We start from the raw sequence: 18,895 nt of genomic DNA, 5'->3' as shown, positions 1-18,895 counted from the left end.
CACCTCTAGGCTGGGAGCCGATGTACCGACTCCTCTTCGACCTCGTCCTCCGTCGCCTCGATCCCGAGACCGCCCACCATCTCGGGATGGCCGTCATCCGCGTCGCCGCCGTGCCGCCCTTCTCGGCTGTGGCCCGGGCGCTGACCCGTCCGGCCCCGGAGCTTCGGACCGAGGCGCTCGGTCTCGTCTTCGACTCGCCGTTCGGGATCGCCGCCGGCTTCGACAAGAACGCCATCGGCGCCCTCGGCTTGCATGCCCTCGGGTTCGGTCACATCGAGGTCGGTACCGTGACGGCGATCCCGCAGGATGGCAATCCCCGCCCGCGCCTGTTCCGCCTGCCGGCGGACCGCGCCCTCATCAACCGGATGGGGTTCAACAACGAGGGCGCTGCCGTCGTCGCGCAGCGGCTCGCTCGTATGCGCCGTCGCCGACGGCGACCGGTCCTGGGTGCCAACATCGGCAAGTCCCGCGTCGTCGACGTCGCGGATGCGACAGCGGACTACGTCGCCAGCACCCGCCTGGTCGCCCCGGTCGCGGACTACCTCGTCGTCAACGTGTCGTCGCCGAACACGCCCGGGCTCCGCGGCCTGCAGGCGGTCGAGACGCTGCGGCCACTGCTGACGGCGGTGAAGGATGCCGCAGGAGACACGCCCCTGCTCGTCAAGATCGCTCCCGACCTCTCCGACGACGAGATCGACGGGATCTCGAGGATGGCGGTGGACGCCGGCCTCGCCGGGATCGTCGCGACCAACACGACGATCGCTCGTTCCGGGCTGACGACGGATGCTGCCCGCGTCGACGCGATGGGGGCGGGCGGCCTCTCCGGCGCACCGTTGCGCGAGCGTTCGCTCGAGGTTCTCCGTCGCGTCCGAGCCGCGGTCCCGGCCGAGTTCTGCGTCATCGCCGCCGGGGGAGTGGAGACGGCCGACGACGTCCGCGAGCGTCTCGCAGCCGGTGCCGACCTCGTTCAGGGGTACAGCGCGTTCGTGTACCGCGGACCCCTGTGGGCAAGGCAGCTGAACCGGGGCCTCGCGCGCTGACAGGCGGCATCCCATCTGAACGACGAAGGGCCCGCACGATCGTGTGCGGGCCCTTCGTCGTCGGAGATCAGTGCGGGTATTCGCCGCGCTTGACCTGCGGCTTGGGGAGGCGCATGAAGCGCATCTGGACGGAGCGCATCGCGGCGTACCAGCCGAGACCCTTCTCGCGGCGGTCACCCCATTTCGCGGCGGCGAGCTTCTTCACCTTGCGAGAGAGGATGGCCATGTCCGCGACGACGAAAAGCAGATAAGCCCAGAGCCCTACGTACGCGTAGAACACGATCGCGGTGTTCGGAACGAGCGCGAAGAGGATCACGATCACCAACAGCGGCATGATGAGCTCGCCGAAGTGCCAGCCGGCGTCCGTGTAATCCCGGGCGAACCGGCGCTGGGGACCGCGGTCGCGGGGCGTCAGGTATCGCTCGTCGCCGTTGGCCATGCCGACGCGGGCCTTCTCGCGCTGGGCAGCGAGCTCAGCCTTCGCGCGGGCGCGGGCCTCCTTGGTGTTGGCGACGAGGGGCCGCTTCCGTGCCGCTTCCTGCTCGGCGCGCGTCGGCGTCGGGCGGTTCTTCCCCGCGCCCGTGGGGGCGTCGGGGGCGGTGTCGGCAGGGGGAGGTGTCTGTGCCACGGGGCGCTTCCTCGGAATCGGCGGAAAAGGCGTGCCACATAAGATTACCCGCATGACTTCCGACACCTCTCGGTCCGCCGCGGTGCGGGAGGCGGCCCTCACCCAGGTCCCCGCCGCCCTCGCCGATCTCGGCTCCCTCGTCCGCATCCCGTCCGTCGCCTTCCCGGGGTTCGACCGCGCCGAGGTGCAGCGAAGCGCCGACGCGGTGAAGGCCCTCGTCGACGACCTCGGCATCTTCGAACGCGTCGAGGTCAAGACGGCCGTCATCCCCGAAACGGGGGAGGAGGGGATGCCCGCCGTCCTCGCCACCCGTGCACCCCGCAACGGCCGGCCGACGATCCTGCTGTACGCGCACCACGACGTTCAGCCCGTCGGCGACGAGTCCCTGTGGGAGTCCCCGCCCTTCGAGCCGACGCTCCGCGACGGCCGGATCTACGGGCGTGGCGCAGCCGATGACAAAGCGGGCATCATGGCCCACATCGGCGCTCTCCGGGCGATGAAGGAGGCGCTCGGCGACGACTTCGACCTCGGCGTGAACCTCTTCTTCGAGGGTGAGGAGGAGGCGGGTTCCGCATCGTTCGCGCCGTTCCTGAGCGACAACGCCGATGCCCTTCGCGCTGATGTCATCGTCGTCGCAGACTCGGGGAACTGGGACTCCGAGACCCCCGCTCTGACGGTCTCGCTCCGCGGCAACGCACGGTTCACCCTCGACATCGAGACGCTCGATCACGCATCCCACTCCGGGATGTTCGGCGGAGCGGTGCCCGACGCCATGATGGCAGCCGTCACGCTGCTGGCCACGCTGTGGGATGAGGACGGCGCAGTGGCCGTCGACGGTCTCGCGATCCGGGATGCCGCGACCCCGCCCTACACCGAGGAGACCCTCCGCAGTGAGGCGGGGCTTCCCGACGGTGTGTCGCCGATCGGACGCGACGCGATCCTGAGCCGCATCTGGAACAAGCCCTCGATCACGATCACCGGCATCGACGCTCCGAGTGTCCGCAACGCGTCGAACACGCTGTCGCCGAAGGTGACGGTCGTCATCAGCACGCGCGTCGCGCCCGGCCAGCCCGCCGCCGAGGCCTTCGCCGCCGTCGAGGCGCACCTGCACGCCCACGCGCCGTTCGGTGCACGCCTCACGTTCCGCGACGTCGACTTCGGCAACCCGTTCCTCGTCGACACGTCCGGCCCTGCCGTCGAGAAGGCGCGTTCCGCCCTCGAGAGCGGCTACGGACGCACGCCCGTCGACATCGGCGTGGGCGGATCGATTCCCTTCATCGCCGACCTCGTACGCGAGTTCCCGGGCGCGGAGATCCTCGTGACCGGGGTGGAGGATCCTCATGCGCGGGCTCACAGCCCGAACGAATCCCTGCACGTGGACACGTTCCGACACGCGCTGGTGTCCGAGGCGCTCCTGCTCGAGTCCCTCGACGCATCCGAGTGAACCCGCCTGCCGATACTCGCGCCGCCGGGCCAGAGCCCGAGAGGCGACGTAGAATCGTGTCAGCACGCCGCCCCCGTTCCTCAAGAGCACTGGCGGCCCGACCATGGGGAGAGTCATGACCGACATCGCCACGCAGTCCACCGAGACCGTTCCCGCCCACGGCGTCGCCCTCACCGAGGCCGCGGCCGACAAGGTGAAGAGCCTGCTGTCGCAGGAGAACCGTGATGACCTCCGGCTCCGCGTCGCCGTTCAGCCCGGCGGATGCTCGGGTCTGATCTACCAGCTCTACTTCGACGAGCGTTACCTCGACGGAGACAAGACCGTCGACTTCGACGGTGTCGAGGTGATCGTCGACGACATGTCGGTGCCTTACCTCGACGGCGCGAAGATCGATTTCAAGGACACGATCTCGGAGCAGGGCTTCACGATCGACAACCCGAATGCTGCGGGCAGCTGCGCCTGCGGCGACAGCTTCCACTGATCCATCCCCGGGCACCTCAACCGGTTCCGGCATCCTGAGCGGATGGCCGGAATCCCGTAAGAGGTTGCCCTAGACTGGCATGAGTCTGACCTTCATGTCCCCGAAAGGTGCACCGTGCGCGTCAACCGCCGACTCCGTTGGGTAGCCCTCCCGCTCACGATCGCCTCCGCGGTCGCGCTTGCGGGATGCAGCCCCACGACAGCGAACGGCTTCCTCCCCGGCTTCGATGAGGGGGGCGGGCAGGCGACGAACCACACGTCGATGATCGCCGGCCTCTGGACCACGTCGTGGATCGTCGTCCTCGCCGTCGGTGTGATCACCTGGGCCCTCATGGGCTGGGCTGCGATCGCGTACCGGCGTCGCAAGGGGCAGTCGGGCCTGCCGGTCCAGCTCCGCTACAACATGCCGATCGAGATGTTCTTCACGATCGCCCCCGTCATCCTCGTGCTCGGCTTCTTCGCCTTCACGGCGCGCGACCAGGCGATCCTCGAGACCCAGTACGAGAAGCCGGATGTCTGCATCACGGCCATCGGCAAGCAGTGGGCGTGGGACTTCCAGTACAACGGCGACAACTGCGACGACCCCCAGGACCCGGTGTGGACCATCGGTGTGCAGGCGCAGACCGACGCACAGGGCAACATCACCAACGAGGTCCCCGAGCTCGTTCTGCCCGTCAACAAGGAAGTGACGCTGCAGCTCGAGTCGCGCGACGTCATCCATTCGTTCTGGATCGTGGACTTCCTCTACAAGAAGGACATGTATCCCGGTCGTGAGAACTACTGGTCCTTCACGCCCACCAAGGAAGGCACGTTCGTCGGCAAGTGCGCCGAGCTCTGCGGCCAGTACCACTCGATGATGCTCTTCAACGTGAAGGTCGTCTCGGATTCGGAGTACCAGAGCTACATCGCGTCGCTCAAGGCCAAGGGGCAGACCGGCGACATCGACGACGCACTGGATCGGCAACAAAACGCGCCCGGGACCGGCGCGCCCGCCGCTGAGGGAGAGCACAACAACTGATGGCCACCATCGCACCCCCCGCACCCACGCTTCCCCCTCGCCAGGCCGCGCTGCTCACCAGCTCGCGTGTCGAGCACAAGGGCAACATCGTCGTGAAGTGGATCACGTCCACGGACCACAAGACCATCGGGTACATGTACCTGATCGCCTCCGTGCTGTTCTTCATGCTCGGTGGCGTCATGGCCTTGATCATCCGTGCCGAGCTGTTCGAGCCCGGCATGCAGGTCGTGCCGACCAAGGAGCAGTACAACCAGCTGTTCACGATGCACGGCACGATCATGCTGCTGATGTTCGCGACGCCGCTGTTCGCGGGCTTCGCCAACGCACTCCTCCCGCTGCAGATCGGTGCTCCGGACGTCGCTTTCCCGCGTCTGAACGCCTTCGCGTTCTGGCTGTTCACCTTCGGCTCCACCATCGCCGTCGCAGGCTTCCTCACCCCTCAGGGTGCGGCCGCGTTCGGATGGTTCGCCTACCAGCCTTTGGCGAGTGAAAGCTTCAGTCCCGGCGCCGGTGGCGACCTCTGGATGCTGGGTCTCGGCATGAGTGGTTTCGGCACGATCCTCGGTGGTGTGAACTTCATCACGACGATCATGACCATGCGCGCTCCGGGTATGACGATGTGGCGCATGCCGATCTTCAGCTGGAACACCCTGGTCACCAGCATCCTGATCCTGATGGCCTTCCCGGTCCTCGCAGCGGCGATCTTCGCCGCTGCGGCCGACCGCATCCTCGGTGCCCACATCTACGACCCGGCCAACGGTGGCGTCCTGCTCTGGCAGCACCTCTTCTGGTTCTTCGGTCACCCCGAGGTGTACATCATCGCGCTGCCGTTCTTCGGCATCGTGTCCGAGATCTTCCCGGTGTTCAGCCGCAAGCCGATCTTCGGATACAAGACGCTGGTCTACGCCACGATCGCCATCGCGGCTCTGTCCGTCTCTGTGTGGGCGCACCACATGTACGTGACCGGCGCGGTGCTGCTGCCGTTCTTCGCTCTCATGACGATGCTCATCGCCGTTCCGACGGGTGTGAAGATCTTCAACTGGATCGGCACGATGTGGCGAGGGTCGATCACCTTCGAGACGCCGATGGTCTTCGCGCTCGGATTCCTCGTGTCGTTCGTGTTCGGTGGTCTGACGGGCATCATCCTGTCGTCGCCGCCGCTCGACTTCCACGTCTCCGACTCGTACTTCGTCGTGGCCCACTTCCACTACGTCGTCTTCGGTACCGTCGTCTTCGCGATGTTCGCCGGCTTCTACTTCTGGTGGCCCAAGTGGACCGGAAAGATGCTGAACGAGCGTCTCGGCCTCGTGCACTTCTGGCTGCTGTTCATCGGCTTCCACATGACGTTCCTCATCCAGCACTGGCTGGGTGCGGACGGCATGCCCCGCCGGTACGCGGACTACGCGAGCCAGGACGGCTGGACGTGGCAGAACCAGGTGTCGACCGTCGGCTCGATGATCCTTGCGGCATCGATGGTTCCATTCCTGCTCAACGTCTGGATCACGGCCCGCAAGGCGCCGCGTGTGACCGTCAACGACCCGTGGGGCTACGGCGGGTCGCTCGAGTGGGCGACCAGCTGCCCGCCGCCGCGCCACAACTTCACGTCGATCCCGCGCATCCGCAGCGAGCGGCCCGCCTTCGACCTGAACCACCCCGAGGCCGGGATCCCGGTGGGTGTCGGTCCTGCGAAGGATGCACCCGACGCGCCCGTGGTCGATCTGACGAATGGTGAGGTCAAGTAAGTGAAGACCAACGTCAACCTGTGGTGGGTGCTCTCCGCCTTCTTCGCCCTCGTCGCTGTGGTCTACGTGGGCTGGAACATCCTGGCCCACCCGCAGCTGCCGGTTTTCAACCGCATCGAATGGGTTGGTTCTGTCGGCCTCGTCTTCGTGACGATGATGGCCGCCATGATCGCCTTCTACTCGAGCCGCGTCGAGAAGGCCCAGGGCGGAACCCTCCCCGAGGACTCCCTGACGGCCGACATCGATGACGGCGACCCCGAGATGGGCGAGTTCTCGCCCTGGTCGTGGTGGCCGCTGGTGCTCGCCGGCTCCGCGGCGATCGCCTTCATCGGCCTTGCCGTCGGCGAGTTCATGATCCCGATCGGTGTCGGCATCTTCGTCGTCGCCATCGTCGGCTGGGTCTACGAGTACTACCGGGGCTACTTCGCCCGCTGAGCCGCGCATACACAACGCCGTCCGCCACACCACCGTGGCGGACGGCGTTTTTCGTGGCATCTGAGGGCGCCGAACCCGGGCGCGCCGGCAGGCCGAGTCGCACAGCCATAGCGACGAGCTCGAGAGGCCAGCAACGCTGATCCCCCCCCGCTGTGCTGGTCGCGTGTCGGTCATCGATGATGCTCTTGGATCCCACCGCTTCGGAAGATGCAGCGGGTGACCGCGAGCAGGATGCCCCGCTGCGCTCCGGGGCCGCGGACACAGCTCCCCCTGCATCCCCACGTGCCTATCCTCATCCGAACCAGGGCCAGGCTCAGGTGGGGCACATGACGCCGACGCGCACACCCTGGCGCCCCGGGCGAGGCCACCGTGGGCACTGATCGCCATAGCTTTCGGACGCGGGCCCACGCGCCGGTCTCAGGCGGGTGTCACCGCGGCGGGCGTACAGGCATCACCAGGGGGTCGAAACGTCGGGGGAGCGGCCCTTCTAGGCCCTCGACGGGCAGCCCCTCTCGCGCCCAGTACTCGAACCCGCCGATCATCTCCCGCACCGCGTAGCCGAGTCGTGCGAACTCCACAGCACCGCGGGCTCCGCCGTTGCATCCCGGGCTCCAGCAGTAGACGACCACCGGGATGTGCTGCGCGATCTCGCTTGCGGCGCGCGACGCGATCTGACCGTGGGGGATGTGGATCGCACCCGAGGCGTGACCCTGATCCCAGGCATCGGTGTCGCGCACATCGACGAGCACGAAAGCATCGCCCGCGCGCTGCGAAGCATAGACGTCGCTCGGATCGGTCTCGACGAGGAGTTTCGTCTCGAAGTAGGAGAGGACGGATGCTGGGGATGGGATCATGTGACCGACGCTACGGGCACACGAAAGCGGCGGGGTCCGACCATTCGGTCAGACCCCGCCGCTTTTCTGCCAGACGAGCTCAATCGTTCGAGTGGTCGTCCTTCTTGGCGGGTGCGTCGTCCACCACGATGATGTTCGACGGGCGGTTGGCCGTCTCAGGGTTGTGGCCGTCGTCGATCGGGCGGAGCGGTGCGTCCGGAGCTCCGGCGCGCTCGTGGGCGCCACGGATCTCCTCCTGCTCCTCGTGCTCGATGTGCTCGAGCTCGTGGTGCTGGTGGGCGATCGCGGCATCCACCTCAGCCTGCGTGACGGGGGAGAGGCGATCCTCGAAGAACCAACGCGACAGCGATGCGCGGACGTTCTGGTGCCACGCGATGCGACCGTTGTCGTTGGGCCGGACCACGAGGGGCTCGTGGATCTCGAAGTCGATGAGCTTGACGCGCTCGTAAGCGTCGACAGGCTGGTGGACCTCGATGTACTCGCCACCGGGGAGGCGCACGATGCGACCGGATTCGTAGCCGTGCAACGCGATCTCGCGGTCCTTCTTCTGTAGAGCGATCGCGATGCGCTTCGTCACGAAGTACCCGACGATCGGCCCGATGAACAGGAGCGCCTGGAGCGAGTGGATCACTCCCTCCATCGTGAGATGGAAGTGCGTCGCGATGATGTCCGAGGAAGCGGCGGCCCAGAGCACGGCGTAGAAGATCACGCCGGCCACACCGATCGCGGTGCGCGTCGGTGCGTGACGGGGACGCTGGGCGATGTGGTGCTCGCGCTTGTCGCCGGTGACCCACGCCTCGATGAACGGGTAGATCGCGACGAGGACGATGAACAGGCCGAGGACGGCGACCGGCAGCAGGATGCCGAAGGACCAGGTGCGGTCGAACAGGACGACGTCCAGGTTGGACGGGGCCAGGCGGAGCGCACCATCGGCGAACCCGATGTACCAGTCCGGCTGGGTTCCCGCAGACACGGGCGACGGGTCGTAAGGACCGTAGTTCCAGATCGGGTTGATGGTGAACATCGAGGCGATCAGCACGAGCACACCGAACGTGATGAACAGGAAGCCGCCCATCTTCGACATGTAGATCGGCACCATCGGGTAGCCCACGACGTTGTCGTTCGTGCGGCCGGGGCCGGCGAACTGCGTGTGCTTGTTGATGATCATCAGCATCAGGTGCGCCGCGATGAGCGCGATGAGGATGAGCGGAAGCAACAGGATGTGCAGCGTGTACAGACGGTTCACGATCGCCGTACCCGGGAACTCGCCTCCGAAGAGGAGATACGAGGTCCACGTGCCGATCAGGGGGAGGCCCTTGATCATTCCGTCGATGATGCGGAGACCGTTGCCCGAGAGCAGGTCGTCGGGGAGCGAGTACCCGGTGAATCCGAGCGCCATCGCCAGGATGAACAGCACGAAGCCGATCACCCAGTTCAGCTCGCGCGGCTTGCGGAACGCACCCGTGAAGAAGACACGCAGCATGTGCACGCCGATGGCGGCGATGAACAGCAGGGCTGCCCAGTGGTGCAGCTGTCGGACGAGCAGGCCACCGCGGAGGTCGAACGAGATGTTCAGCGTGGACTCGAGGGCCGCCGACATCTCGATGCCGCGCAAGGGTGCGTACGCGCCGTTGTAGTGCGTGGGAGCCATCGACGCTTCGAAGAAGAACGTCAGGAACGACCCCGACAGGAAGACAACGACGAAGCTCCAGAGCGCGATCTCGCCGAGCATGAACGACCAGTGGTCGGGGAAGATCTTGCGCCCGATCTCCTTGACGAGGCCCGAGATGCTCGTTCGCTCGTCGAGGTAGTTCGCGGTGGCGCCGATGAAGCGGCCGCCGAGGGGCTTGTCAGCCGGTCGGACCACCGTGGTGGCCGGAGCGGATTCAGTCGCGGTGCTCAATGACGCTCCCAGAAGCTTGGCCCGACGGGCTCTTCGAAGTCGCTCTTAGCGATCAGGTAACCGTCTGCGTCCACCGTGATGGGCAGCTGGGGGAGCGGTCGGGCGGCCGGGCCGAAGATGACCTCGGCGCCGCGGGACACGTCGAACTGCGACTGGTGGCACGGGCAGAGAAGGTGGTGGGTCTGCTGCTCGTAGAGTGCCACGGGGCATCCGACGTGGGTGCAGACCTTCGAGTACGCCACGATCCCGTCGTAGGACCAGTCGAGGCGGTTGTACTCGGCGGGCAGCTGCTCGGGGAGCAGCCGCATGAGCAGGACGATCGCCTTGGCCTTCTCTTCGAGGTAGCCGTCGAGGTGGTCGACATCCTTGAGCGATTCGGGCATCACGTGGACGGCGGAGCCGAGGGCGATGTCCGCAGCGCGGATGGGGAGGCCGGAGGGGTCGTGCGCGAGGCGCTCACCCTCCTTCCACATGGTGTGCTTAAGAAGCGCGACCGGGTCGCCGGCGAGCGGCTTCTCCTCGGAGGAGTGCGGAGCGAGCCCACGGAAGAGCGTCACGCCGGGGACGATGGACGCGACGACAGCGGCGATGAGTCCGCCGCGGATCGCCGTTCGGCGTCCGAACCCGGACTCCTCGTTCGCCTCACGGAAGACGTCGACCGCTGCTTCGCGGGTCGACTCCTTGCCGCGGGTCGAGTGACGAGCTTCGATGTGCTCCTTGTCGGGCATGATCGCCTTCGACCAGTGGATCGCAGCGATGCCGATGGTCAACAGAGCGAACCCGATGCCGAGACCGATGAAGAGGTTGTTGCTCCGGATTTCACCGAAGTCGCCGCTCTCGATCGGGAACAGCATGTACGCGGCCACGGCCCAAAGGCTGGCGGCGAGAGAGATGTAGAACAGCGTGTAGACGGTACGGACCGCACGGTTCATCGCCGCCGGGTCCTTATCGGTCATCCGCTCACGGTGGGGCGGCAGACCGGGGTTCTGCACGGGGTCGGCGACCGCGACGACGAGCCCCGATGAAGGCTGAGGAGCCTTCTCGAGCGCCTGCGGCTCTTCCTCGTGTGACATTGTGCTCCTCGCCTTGAAATTCTTTACGTCAGTGGTGGGTCAGTTGGACTTCGCGGTGATCCACACCGAGATGCCGATGAGAGTGCCGATGCCGAAGATCCAGATGAAGAGACCCTCGGACACGGGACCCAGCGACCCGAGCGTGAACCCGCCTACGGGCTCGCTCTTCTGCAGGTACATGAGGGACGAGATGATGTCGCGCTTCTCGTCCGGCGTGATGGTCATGTTGTTGAAGACCGGCATGTTCTGCGGCCCGGTCACCATCGCGGCGTAGATGTGCAGCGGGCTGGTCTTGGTGAGCGCGGGGGCGTACTTGCCCTCGGTCAGCGCGCCACCAGCCGCGGCGACGTTGTGGCACATCGCGCAGTTGATGCGGAAGAGCTCGGCGCCCTCCGTCAGGTTGCCACCGCCGTCGAGGATCTTCTCGTCGGGGTAGGTCGGTCCGGGGGCGACGGACTGCACCCAGGCCGCCATCGCCTTGATCTGGTCCTCGGTGAACTGCGGCGCCTTCTGGGGAGCCTGCGGTCCCTGAGCCTGGAGCGGCATGCGGCCCGTCGAGACCTGGAACTCGACCGACAGCTCGCCGACTCCGTACAGGGAGGGGCCGTCAGCGGTGCCCTCGAGGTCGAGACCGTGGCACGTCGCGCAGTTCGCCTGGAACAGCTTCTTGCCGTCTTCGACGGTGAGCGCGGATGCCGTGTCGGTGGACGTGGTCGACGCCATGGCAGCGGATGCGCCGGCGTAGATGCCACCCGTGAGCAGCAGGCCGACGCCGATGAGAGCGGCTGCCGCCCACTTGCTGCGACGGCCCGTGTGCCGACGCGGGGTCTTGGATGCCATTGAGGAACTCAGCTCCGCTCTGTATTACCGGATGAAGTAGATGACGGCGAACAGGATGATCCACACGACGTCGACGAAGTGCCAGTAGTAGGACACGACGATCGCGGAGGTCATCTCCTTTCGACCGAAGTTCTTGACCGCGAATGCGCGCCCGATGATGAGCAGGAAGGCGATGAGGCCACCCGTCACGTGAAGAGCGTGGAAACCGGTCGTGATGTAGAAGGCCGACGCGTAGGAATCCTCGCTGATCGGCAGGCCCTCGGCGACCAGGGTGGCGTACTCCCACACCTGGCCCGAGACGAAGACGGCGCCCATGATGAACGTCAGGTAGAACCACTCGACCATTCCCCACTGGCGGAAGTTCCAGAAGGATCCGCGACGGTAGGGCTGGAAGCGCTCGGCGGCGAACACACCGGCCTGAGCGGTGAACGACGACAGCACGAGGATGAGCGTGTTCACCGCGGCGAACGGCACGTTCAGCAGCTCGGTGCGACTTGCCCACAGCTCCGGCGAGGTGTTGCGGATCGTGAAGTAGATGGCGAAGAGGCCGGCGAAGAACATGACCTCGCTGCCCAGCCACACGATCGTGCCGACAGCCACGGGGTCCGGTCGTTTCACCGAACGCAGTGCCTGGTTGTATGTCGCGGGAGTGGTCGTCACGCTCCCCATTATGGCCGATGTTGGGGGAGGGTTTCGCATTCCTGAAGGTACTTGTCTCTTTCCGCCGGGTCGGCGCCGTCGATGGGCCCGCCGGGAGTCGCCTGCCAGAGTGCTGAGTAGGATCGGGGGTCATGGCGGACATGTACTCCTGGCCCGAGATTCTCTCCACGGTGCTGGACGGCGAGAACCTCAGCGTGTCCGAATCGACTTGGGCGATGCGCCAGGTGATGAACGGTGACGCGACCTCTGCGCAGCTCGCCGGGTTCCTCGTCGCGCTGCGGGCCAAGGGCGAGACCGTCGATGAGATCGTGGGATTCCGCGACGCCATCCTCGAGGCTGCGGTGCCGCTCCCCGTGCCGGCAGACGTGCTCGACATCGTCGGCACGGGAGGCGATCGTTACGGGACCGTGAACGTCTCGACGACCGCCTCGGTCGTCGTGGCGGCCACCGGCATCCCGGTCGTGAAGCACGGCAACCGCGCGTCGAGTTCGAAGTCAGGGTCATCGGACGTGCTCGCTGCACTAGGTGTCGATCTGACGCAGACTCCGGAGCGTGTTGCGGAGGTCCTCGACGAGGTCGGGATCACCTTCGCTTTCGCCTCCGCCTTCCACCCTGGCTTCCGGCACGCCGGACCGACGCGGGCGGAACTCGGCATCCCGACCGTCTTCAACTTCCTCGGGCCGCTGTGCAATCCGGCGCGCGCCGAAGCCAACGCCGTCGGGGTCGCTCACCTCGACCGGGTGCCGCTCATCACCGGTGTGTTCCAGACGCGCGGTGCGACGGCGCTCGTGTTCCGTGGCGACGACGGGATGGACGAACTCACCACGACAGGCCACAGCCGCGTCTGGGAGGTCAGCCGGGGAGACGTGCGCGAGCACGACCTCGATCCTCGCGACCTCGGCATTCCACGGGCGGAGATCGCTGACCTGCTCGGCGGCGATGCCGAGCACAACGCGGCGATCGTGCGTCGCGTGCTCGACGGCGAATCCGGTCCGGTCCGCGACATCGTCCTGTTGAACGCCGCCGCCGGCATCGTGTCGTATCGGCTGTTCCAAGATGCCGCCGAGCTCCAGCGTCCGTTCGTCGAGCGACTCGCGAACGCCTATGCCGAAGCGGCAGCCGCCGTCGACGCGGGCGCCGCGCGGGCCAAGCTCGATGCGTGGGTCGCCGCGTCCGGACGCTGAGCGCGCACCGTGGACCCGATCGAAGCCCTCACGGAGATCGCGGAGCTCCTCGAGCGCGATCGCGCGTCCCGGTACAAGTCGAAGGCCTTCCGAGCAGCCGCAGACTCCCTCGCGGGTCTGAGCCCTGCTGAGCGGGCTGACGTCTCCCGCCTGCGCGCCCGGAAAGGCATCGGCGCCTCCACCTTCGCCGTGATCTCGGAGGCGCTTTCCGGGCGCGTGCCGACCTACCTTGCGGACCTGCGGGAACGAGTCGCGCCTACCGAGGTGTCGGCATTGCGTCCGCTCCTGCGGGGCGATCTGCACGCCCACTCGGAGTGGTCCGACGGGTTGACATCGATCGAATCGATGGTCGACGCCGCGCGTTCGCTCGGCCATGACTACCTCGCTCTGACCGACCATTCGCCGAGGCTCAGGGTGGCGCGCGGACTGTCTGCGGAGCGGCTCCGCGAGCAGCTCGCACTCATCCCTGATTTCTGCGACGAGACGTTCACCCTGCTGAGCGGGATCGAGGTCGACATCCTCGACGACGGCTCCCTCGACCAGGAGCACGATCTCCTCGAATCCCTCGACATCGTCGTCGCGTCCGCGCATTCCGCCCTGCGGATGGAGCAGGCGCCGATGACGCGCCGCCTGGTGGCTGCGGCATCCGATCCCCGCGTCGACGTGCTGGGCCATGTCACCGGCCGCCTCGTGTCGGGGGCGCGGGGGACCCGTCCGCCGTCGGTGTTCGATGCGAGAGCCGTCTTCGAAGCGTGCGCCGAACACGGCACCGCGCTCGAGATCAACTCCCGCCCGGAGCGGGAGGATCCGCCGGACGATCTGCTCGCCCTCGCGATCCAGATCGGATGCCTCTTCTCGATCGACTCGGACGCGCACGCCCCGGGGCAGCTGTCGTTGCTGGACCATGGCGCGGCGCGCGCGGAGCGCGCCGGTGTGCCCGCTGACCGCGTCATCACCACGTGGCCGCTCGCGCGACTCCGTGAGTGGGCGTCGACGACCTAGGGTCAGGCCCGGGCGGTGAGCGCTGCGCGGGCGCGCGTCGCCGAGGATCCGAGTGACCAGGTGCCCGCCAACTGCGCCACCGCCTCCTCGTCCGGCGCGGTGATGCGGGCATCCACGGGCGGTAGATCGAGCGTCCGCACGACCTCGACCACGCGCGGCGCGACGTCGAGGTAGTCGGAGGCAGCGAGGATCTTCGCCCTGACGCCCGCGCTCATCCCTTCGCCGGCCTCGGCAGCGCTCCGGATGCCGGTGAGATCGCCGTGCGCGGCCAGCAGCGTCGCCGCAGTCTTCTCGCCGATGCCGGCGACACCCGGGAGTCCGTCGGACGCGTCGCCTCGCATCGCGGCGAAGTCGGCGTACTGCGATGGGAGGACGCCGTATTTCGTGACGACGACGGCGTCGGTGAGTACTTCGAGCTTGCTCATCCCGCGGCCCGTGTAGATGACGCGGACGCCACGGTCGTCGTCGACGAGCTGGAACAGGTCGCGGTCGCCGGTCACCACGTCGACGGGGATGGTGTTCGTCGACGCGAGCGTCCCGATGACGTCATCGGCCTCGTGGTCCGGAGCGCCGATGATCGGGATGCCGAGTGTGCCGAGCGCTTCACGGATCACCGGGACCTGGCTCTCGAGAGGGTCGGGGATCTCCTCGACGTCGGGGGCCGACGCGACCGCCTCGGCGACGCGGTGCGTCTTGTAGGACGGGATGAGATCGACGCGCCACTGCGGCCGCCAATCGTCGTCCCAGCAGGCGACGAGGTGGGTCGGCTCATACGTGTCGACGAGCTTCGCGATCATGTCGAGGAAGCCGCGGACGGCGTTCACAGGACGACCGTCTGCCGCCTTCACCGTGTCGGGCACGCCGTAGAACGCGCGGAAGTAGAGGCTGGCGGAGTCGAGCAGCATGAGGCGGTCGGTCACGCGCTCATCCTCGCACTCAGCAGCCGGGACCGCTCGGGTCCTCGTCGCAGGTGCGTTCCACGAGTGCCGTGTCCACCTCGACGACGCGGATGACGGTGGTCGGCGTGTTGAGCTCCAGGAGTCCGGCGATCGGGAACCAGCCGCCGCCGGCATCCGCTTCCGCCGCGTAGCGGATCGTCACGCTCGCCTCGTACTCCCCGGCTGCGCCGTAGCTGTGGCTGGTGTCCGTCGCGGTGAACTGTGGGACGTCGAGATCGTCCCACGACGTTCCCGGTGAGGTCGTCTCGCGCGTGCTCCCGTCGCCGTAGTCGAAGGCGTACGAGACGGGCGTGAAGCGGACGGTCACGGGGACGTCGAAGATCCGGCCGGTGACGGTGTGCTCGGCGGCGTCGACGACGAAGTTCGTGGGCATCCCGACCACCCCCACACCGTCCGGTTCGCCGATGACCCGCGGCGGCTGGGGCGCGAACTGCGCGACGTCCTCGATCGTCGCGGTGGTCGGGTCGGGCGCCGCCGGCGCGGGAGCCGGGTCGGCGGGCTGCTGGTCGGCCTGTTCGGTTCCCGGTAGCGGTGCTCCGCCCGGGGCCACGACCGCGTCCGCGCACGCCTGGTCGAATGCGCACTGCGCGAGCCACTCGTCGCGGGTTCGTGCGCCGGGGTAGTAGGCGTCGGGGTCCGGGGGCGGGGGAGGGACGTTCACCGAGCCGCCGCCGCCGCCTCCGCCGCGGTTCGAGCCGCGATCTGGGACAGAGGGCGCTGAGGCGTATTCACGCGTCGCGCCAATCGAGACGGAGGAGCCGTTGTCTTGCACTTGGCAATCTGTCCACGTGTTGGAGCCGAAGCAACCGCCATTAGCCGCACTGGCCGGGGCCGCTAGCGACAGAGTGAAAAGGACCGTAAGTCCGACAGCGGCCCATCGCAGTCGGTCTAACAACGGCTGTCCTCCACGGCTTGACTCTTCGAAACCTTGGCCGCTGTGAGGGATGTGGGGTCGAATTCAACCTTCACGTCTAGTGCGAACACATTTGGTCGGGTCGGAGCCACTTGTGAGCTGCCGGAAGCGTCAGTCACGTCGACGGCCGACACGTCCTGGCAAACGATTAGTTCGCCGAGCGCGTTGCCCGCATAGATCTGGGGGAGGGTCGTCTTGCCCGACACAGTCCATCCATCGGCGTGCATTTGGGTGAGCGTCTTTTTCTCGCTCGCTAGGGCGTCGCCGCGAAGGTACGCGTACACCGGCTCGAACGTCGCCGGGTCTGACAGGTCCACCTCGTTGAGCGCGTCGATGTACGCCCGGTACGTCTTCTCGGCGGCGGCGAACGCCTCTTCCTTCGATGCGAACCCTGTCGGCGTGGGGGAGGGCTTCGGAGCGGCAGCCGGTGCGCAGGCCGCGAGGGCGGTGACGAGCGCGACCGTGGCGAGCAGCGCTGCGGAACGTCGAGCGATCATGCGGTCCACGGTAATGAAAGCGGGACGCCGGGCGAACGATTCTCCACAGCGCGTAGGCTCGCTGACGTCATTCGCGGATATGGGGAGGGACCATGTCGTTCGGGGCTGCGGCATCCGCTCGTCGGGGACGTCGGGTCGCGCTCGACGCACCATGTCCTTGCGGTCGGCGCCCGTTCGGGTCGTGCTGCGGACCCGTTCTCGACGGTCACGCCGCCGGGACGCCCGAAGACCTGATGCGTTCGAGGTTCACCGCCTTCGCGCTCGGCGATGCGCGCCACCTGATCGACACGTGGTTCCCCGGGACCAGGCCCGACGGCCTCTCGCTCGATGACGCGGTCACCTGGATGCGGCTCGACATCCTCAGCGCGAACACGTCGGAGGACGGTCGCTCCGGGAGGGTGCGCTTCCGCGCCCATTGGGTCGACGGTGACGCAGGCGATCCGCATGTCATGGAGGAGGACAGCCGCTTCGTGCGGCGCTCGGGCGTCTGGTATTACGTCAGCGCTGTCTGATACCCTGGAGCGTCGCACGCGTGGCACCTGTGCCGCGCCCGCGCAGCATCGCAACACCAACCACCTTGCCCCGATCGGCTTCCGCGCGTCCTCGTGCGGATGAGCTCCGGGGCCCGAATACAACACCATCCAAGGACAACCCCCTACATGACTAACGCAACGACCGCCCCGGCCACCAAGCAGGTCGCCATCAACGACATCGGATCTGCTGAGGACTTCCTGGCCGCGGTCGAGAAGACCCTGAAGTTCTTCAACGACGGAGACCTCATCGAAGGCACCGTCGTCAAGATCGACCGCGACGAGGTCCTCCTCGACGTCGGCTACAAGACCGAGGGCGTCATCCCCTCGCGCGAGCTGTCGATCAAGCACGACGTCGACCCCAACGAGGTCGTCAACGTCGGCGACCAGGTCGAGGCCCTCGTCCTCCAGAAGGAGGACAAGGAAGGCCGCCTGATCCTCTCCAAGAAGCGCGCACAGTACGAGCGTGCCTGGGGAGACGTCGAGAAGATCAAGGAGAACGACGGCGTCGTCACCGGTTCGGTCATCGAGGTCGTCAAGGGTGGTCTCATCGTCGACATCGGCCTCCGCGGCTTCCTCCCCGCGTCGCTCATCGAGCTCCGCCGTGTCCGCGACCTCACGCCGTACCTCGGCCAGGAGATCGAGGCCAAGATTCTCGAGCTCGACAAGAACCGCAACAACGTCGTCCTGTCGCGCCGCGCCCTGCTCGAGCAGACGCAGTCCGAGTCGCGCTCGAACTTCCTCAACAACCTCCACAAGGGTCAGGTCCGCAAGGGCACCGTCTCGTCGATCGTCAACTTCGGTGCGTTCGTCGACCTCGGTGGCGTCGACGGTCTCGTCCACGTCTCGGAGCTCTCGTGGAAGCACATCGAGCACGCATCCGAGGTCGTCGAGGTCGGTCAGGAAGTCACCGTCGAGATCCTCGAGGTCGACCTGGACCGCGAGCGCGTCTCGCTGTCGCTGAAGGCGACGCAGGAGGACCCGTGGCAGGTCTTCGCCCGTACCCACGCGATCGGTCAGGTCGCTCCGGGCAAGGTCACCAAGCTCGTCCCGTTCGGTGCGTTCGTCCGCGTCGCCGACGGCATCGAGGGCCTCGTGCACATCTCCGAGCTCTCCGGCAAGCACGTCGAGCTCGCCGAGCAGGTCGTCTCCGTCGGTGAAGAGGTCTTCGTCAAGATCATCGACATCGACCTCGAGCGTCGCCGCATCTCGCTCTCGCTCAAGCAGGCGAACGAGTCGGTCGACCCCAACGGCACCGAGTTCGACCCGGCGCTGTACGGCATGGTCACCGAGTACGACGAGAACGGCGAGTACAAGTACCCCGAGGGCTTCGACCCCGAGACCAACCAGTGGAAGGAAGGCTTCGACGAGGCCCGCCTCGCCTGGGAGGCCGAGTACGCCGCTGCTCAGGGTCGCTGGGAAGCCCACAAGGCTGCCGTCGCCAAGGCCCTCGAGGCCGAGGCCGCTGCTCCCGCCGACTCGGGTTCGTCGTCCTTCTCGTCCGAGGTCTCGAACGGTGCAGGTACCCTCGCCGACGACGAGGCGCTGGCTGCTCTCCGCGAGAAGCTGTCCGGTCGCTGATCGACACCATCTGAATCGAGGGGTCGGAGCCATGTGCTCCGGCCCCTCGGTCGTTCCCCGGACGGATGCCGCGCCGCCGATGGGCCGGTAACGTGCAGGTGTGGCGCAAGAG

At 67.0% G+C, this 18,895-nt stretch carries 19 protein-coding genes; 10 read left to right on the top strand and 9 right to left on the bottom strand.

Going from position 1 to position 18,895, the window contains the following annotated elements; translation table 11 throughout:
- The first annotated feature begins 20 nt into the window (after positions 1–20).
- A complete protein-coding gene (locus tag H286_RS0106495; RefSeq protein ID WP_020097530.1) occupies positions 21–1,040 on the top strand; it encodes a quinone-dependent dihydroorotate dehydrogenase in 1,020 nt (339 codons plus the stop codon).
- Between the two features lie 67 nt (positions 1,041–1,107).
- Here the strand turns inward: H286_RS0106495 and H286_RS0106490 are convergent, their stop codons facing one another.
- Complete coding sequence (locus H286_RS0106490; protein WP_018186474.1) at positions 1,108–1,668, bottom strand: DUF3043 domain-containing protein; 561 nt, start codon at positions 1,666–1,668, stop codon at positions 1,108–1,110.
- Positions 1,669–1,720: 52 nt separating this feature from the next.
- Between H286_RS0106490 and H286_RS0106485 the strand changes: the two genes are divergently transcribed.
- From H286_RS0106485 to H286_RS0106465, 5 genes are all read left to right on the top strand, one after another.
- Positions 1,721–3,112 (top strand): dipeptidase, encoded by a 1,392-nt coding sequence (locus tag H286_RS0106485; protein ID WP_018186475.1) that lies wholly within the window; start codon positions 1,721–1,723, stop codon positions 3,110–3,112.
- A 115-nt stretch (positions 3,113–3,227) separates the two neighbouring features.
- A complete protein-coding gene (gene erpA / locus H286_RS0106480; protein WP_018186476.1) occupies positions 3,228–3,593 on the top strand; it encodes an iron-sulfur cluster insertion protein ErpA in 366 nt (121 codons plus the stop codon).
- Between the two features lie 114 nt (positions 3,594–3,707).
- The gene (ctaC, locus tag H286_RS0106475) at positions 3,708–4,610 is read left to right on the top strand and encodes an aa3-type cytochrome oxidase subunit II (RefSeq protein WP_018186477.1); all 903 of its coding nucleotides are present in this window, start codon (positions 3,708–3,710) and stop codon (positions 4,608–4,610) included.
- On the top strand, positions 4,610–6,352 hold the full coding sequence (gene ctaD / locus H286_RS0106470; RefSeq protein WP_018186478.1) for an aa3-type cytochrome oxidase subunit I: 1,743 nt from the start codon (positions 4,610–4,612) through the stop codon (positions 6,350–6,352). Before ctaC ends, ctaD begins: the two co-directional genes overlap by 1 nt.
- Positions 6,353–6,787 (top strand): cytochrome c oxidase subunit 4, encoded by a 435-nt coding sequence (locus tag H286_RS0106465; protein WP_018186479.1) that lies wholly within the window; start codon positions 6,353–6,355, stop codon positions 6,785–6,787.
- 428 nt (positions 6,788–7,215) lie between these two features.
- On the opposite strand, the gene H286_RS0106460 is transcribed toward H286_RS0106465, so the two are convergent.
- The 5 genes from H286_RS0106460 to ctaE form a co-directional block, all read right to left on the bottom strand.
- Positions 7,216–7,641 carry a rhodanese-like domain-containing protein gene (locus H286_RS0106460; protein ID WP_020097529.1) on the bottom strand — a complete coding sequence of 142 codons (426 nt, stop codon included), beginning with the start codon at positions 7,639–7,641 and terminating at the stop codon, positions 7,216–7,218.
- 79 nt (positions 7,642–7,720) lie between these two features.
- Positions 7,721–9,544, bottom strand: a complete 1,824-nt coding sequence (qcrB, locus tag H286_RS0106455) for a cytochrome bc1 complex cytochrome b subunit (protein ID WP_028497416.1) — start codon at positions 9,542–9,544, stop codon at positions 7,721–7,723.
- Positions 9,541–10,617, bottom strand: coding sequence for a cytochrome bc1 complex Rieske iron-sulfur subunit (gene qcrA, locus H286_RS0106450; RefSeq protein ID WP_020097527.1), 1,077 nt, complete (start codon positions 10,615–10,617; stop codon positions 9,541–9,543). The genes qcrB and qcrA overlap by 4 nt, the downstream gene beginning before the upstream one ends.
- A 39-nt stretch (positions 10,618–10,656) precedes the next feature.
- Positions 10,657–11,457, bottom strand: coding sequence for a cytochrome bc1 complex diheme cytochrome c subunit (gene qcrC / locus H286_RS0106445; protein WP_018186483.1), 801 nt, complete (start codon positions 11,455–11,457; stop codon positions 10,657–10,659).
- A gap of 24 nt (positions 11,458–11,481) precedes the next feature.
- A complete protein-coding gene (ctaE, locus tag H286_RS0106440; RefSeq protein ID WP_018186484.1) occupies positions 11,482–12,126 on the bottom strand; it encodes an aa3-type cytochrome oxidase subunit III in 645 nt (214 codons plus the stop codon).
- Between the two features lie 122 nt (positions 12,127–12,248).
- Here ctaE and trpD point away from each other — a divergent pair, with 122 nt between their 5' ends.
- Both trpD and H286_RS0106430 read left to right on the top strand, forming a co-directional pair.
- Positions 12,249–13,301 carry an anthranilate phosphoribosyltransferase gene (gene trpD, locus H286_RS0106435; RefSeq protein ID WP_020097526.1) on the top strand — a complete coding sequence of 351 codons (1,053 nt, stop codon included), beginning with the start codon at positions 12,249–12,251 and terminating at the stop codon, positions 13,299–13,301.
- A gap of 9 nt (positions 13,302–13,310) precedes the next feature.
- Positions 13,311–14,303 (top strand): PHP domain-containing protein, encoded by a 993-nt coding sequence (locus H286_RS0106430; RefSeq protein ID WP_020097525.1) that lies wholly within the window; start codon positions 13,311–13,313, stop codon positions 14,301–14,303.
- Positions 14,304–14,305: 2 nt separating this feature from the next.
- On the opposite strand, the gene H286_RS0106425 is transcribed toward H286_RS0106430, so the two are convergent.
- The 3 genes from H286_RS0106425 to H286_RS0106415 all read right to left on the bottom strand — a co-directional run bounded on the left by H286_RS0106425 (position 14,306) and on the right by H286_RS0106415 (position 16,672).
- Positions 14,306–15,223 (bottom strand): 5'-3' exonuclease, encoded by a 918-nt coding sequence (locus H286_RS0106425; protein WP_020097524.1) that lies wholly within the window; start codon positions 15,221–15,223, stop codon positions 14,306–14,308.
- Positions 15,224–15,239: 16 nt separating this feature from the next.
- Positions 15,240–15,923, bottom strand: coding sequence for a hypothetical protein (locus H286_RS0106420; protein WP_020097523.1), 684 nt, complete (start codon positions 15,921–15,923; stop codon positions 15,240–15,242).
- Positions 15,924–16,150: 227 nt separating this feature from the next.
- On the bottom strand, positions 16,151–16,672 hold the full coding sequence (locus H286_RS0106415) for a hypothetical protein (protein WP_196800622.1): 522 nt from the start codon (positions 16,670–16,672) through the stop codon (positions 16,151–16,153).
- 230 nt (positions 16,673–16,902) lie between these two features.
- Here H286_RS0106415 and H286_RS0106410 point away from each other — a divergent pair, with 230 nt between their 5' ends.
- Together H286_RS0106410 and rpsA are read left to right on the top strand one after the other, a co-directional pair.
- A complete protein-coding gene (locus H286_RS0106410; protein ID WP_269208869.1) occupies positions 16,903–17,184 on the top strand; it encodes a YchJ family protein in 282 nt (93 codons plus the stop codon).
- A 147-nt stretch (positions 17,185–17,331) separates the two neighbouring features.
- Complete coding sequence (gene rpsA / locus H286_RS0106405; protein WP_018186491.1) at positions 17,332–18,783, top strand: 30S ribosomal protein S1; 1,452 nt, start codon at positions 17,332–17,334, stop codon at positions 18,781–18,783.
- Positions 18,784–18,895: the final 112 nt, after the last annotated feature.

Origin of the sequence: Microbacterium sp. 11MF (genome assembly GCF_000383475.1) — a bacterium.
Lineage (GTDB): Bacteria > Actinomycetota > Actinomycetes > Actinomycetales > Microbacteriaceae > Microbacterium > Microbacterium aquilitoris.
The sequence above is the reverse complement of the archived record's forward strand: the minus strand, read 5'-3'. Positions and strand labels throughout refer to the sequence as shown.

What these genes read in the sequence shown, in the direction of transcription:
- H286_RS0106495 (WP_020097530.1), top strand. Translation starts at nt 21, where the DNA reads ATGTACCGACTCCTCTTCGACCTCGTCCTCCGTCGCCTCGATCCCGAG.
- H286_RS0106485 (WP_018186475.1), top strand. Translation starts at nt 1,721, where the DNA reads ATGACTTCCGACACCTCTCGGTCCGCCGCGGTGCGGGAGGCGGCCCTC.
- erpA (WP_018186476.1), top strand. Translation starts at nt 3,228, where the DNA reads ATGACCGACATCGCCACGCAGTCCACCGAGACCGTTCCCGCCCACGGC.
- ctaD (WP_018186478.1), top strand. Translation starts at nt 4,610, where the DNA reads ATGGCCACCATCGCACCCCCCGCACCCACGCTTCCCCCTCGCCAGGCC.
- H286_RS0106460 (WP_020097529.1), bottom strand. Translation starts at nt 7,641, where the DNA reads ATGATCCCATCCCCAGCATCCGTCCTCTCCTACTTCGAGACGAAACTC.
- qcrA (WP_020097527.1), bottom strand. Translation starts at nt 10,617, where the DNA reads ATGTCACACGAGGAAGAGCCGCAGGCGCTCGAGAAGGCTCCTCAGCCT.
- qcrC (WP_018186483.1), bottom strand. Translation starts at nt 11,457, where the DNA reads ATGGCATCCAAGACCCCGCGTCGGCACACGGGCCGTCGCAGCAAGTGG.
- ctaE (WP_018186484.1), bottom strand. Translation starts at nt 12,126, where the DNA reads ATGGGGAGCGTGACGACCACTCCCGCGACATACAACCAGGCACTGCGT.
- trpD (WP_020097526.1), top strand. Translation starts at nt 12,249, where the DNA reads ATGGCGGACATGTACTCCTGGCCCGAGATTCTCTCCACGGTGCTGGAC.
- H286_RS0106415 (WP_196800622.1), bottom strand. Translation starts at nt 16,672, where the DNA reads ATGATCGCTCGACGTTCCGCAGCGCTGCTCGCCACGGTCGCGCTCGTC.
- rpsA (WP_018186491.1), top strand. Translation starts at nt 17,332, where the DNA reads ATGACTAACGCAACGACCGCCCCGGCCACCAAGCAGGTCGCCATCAAC.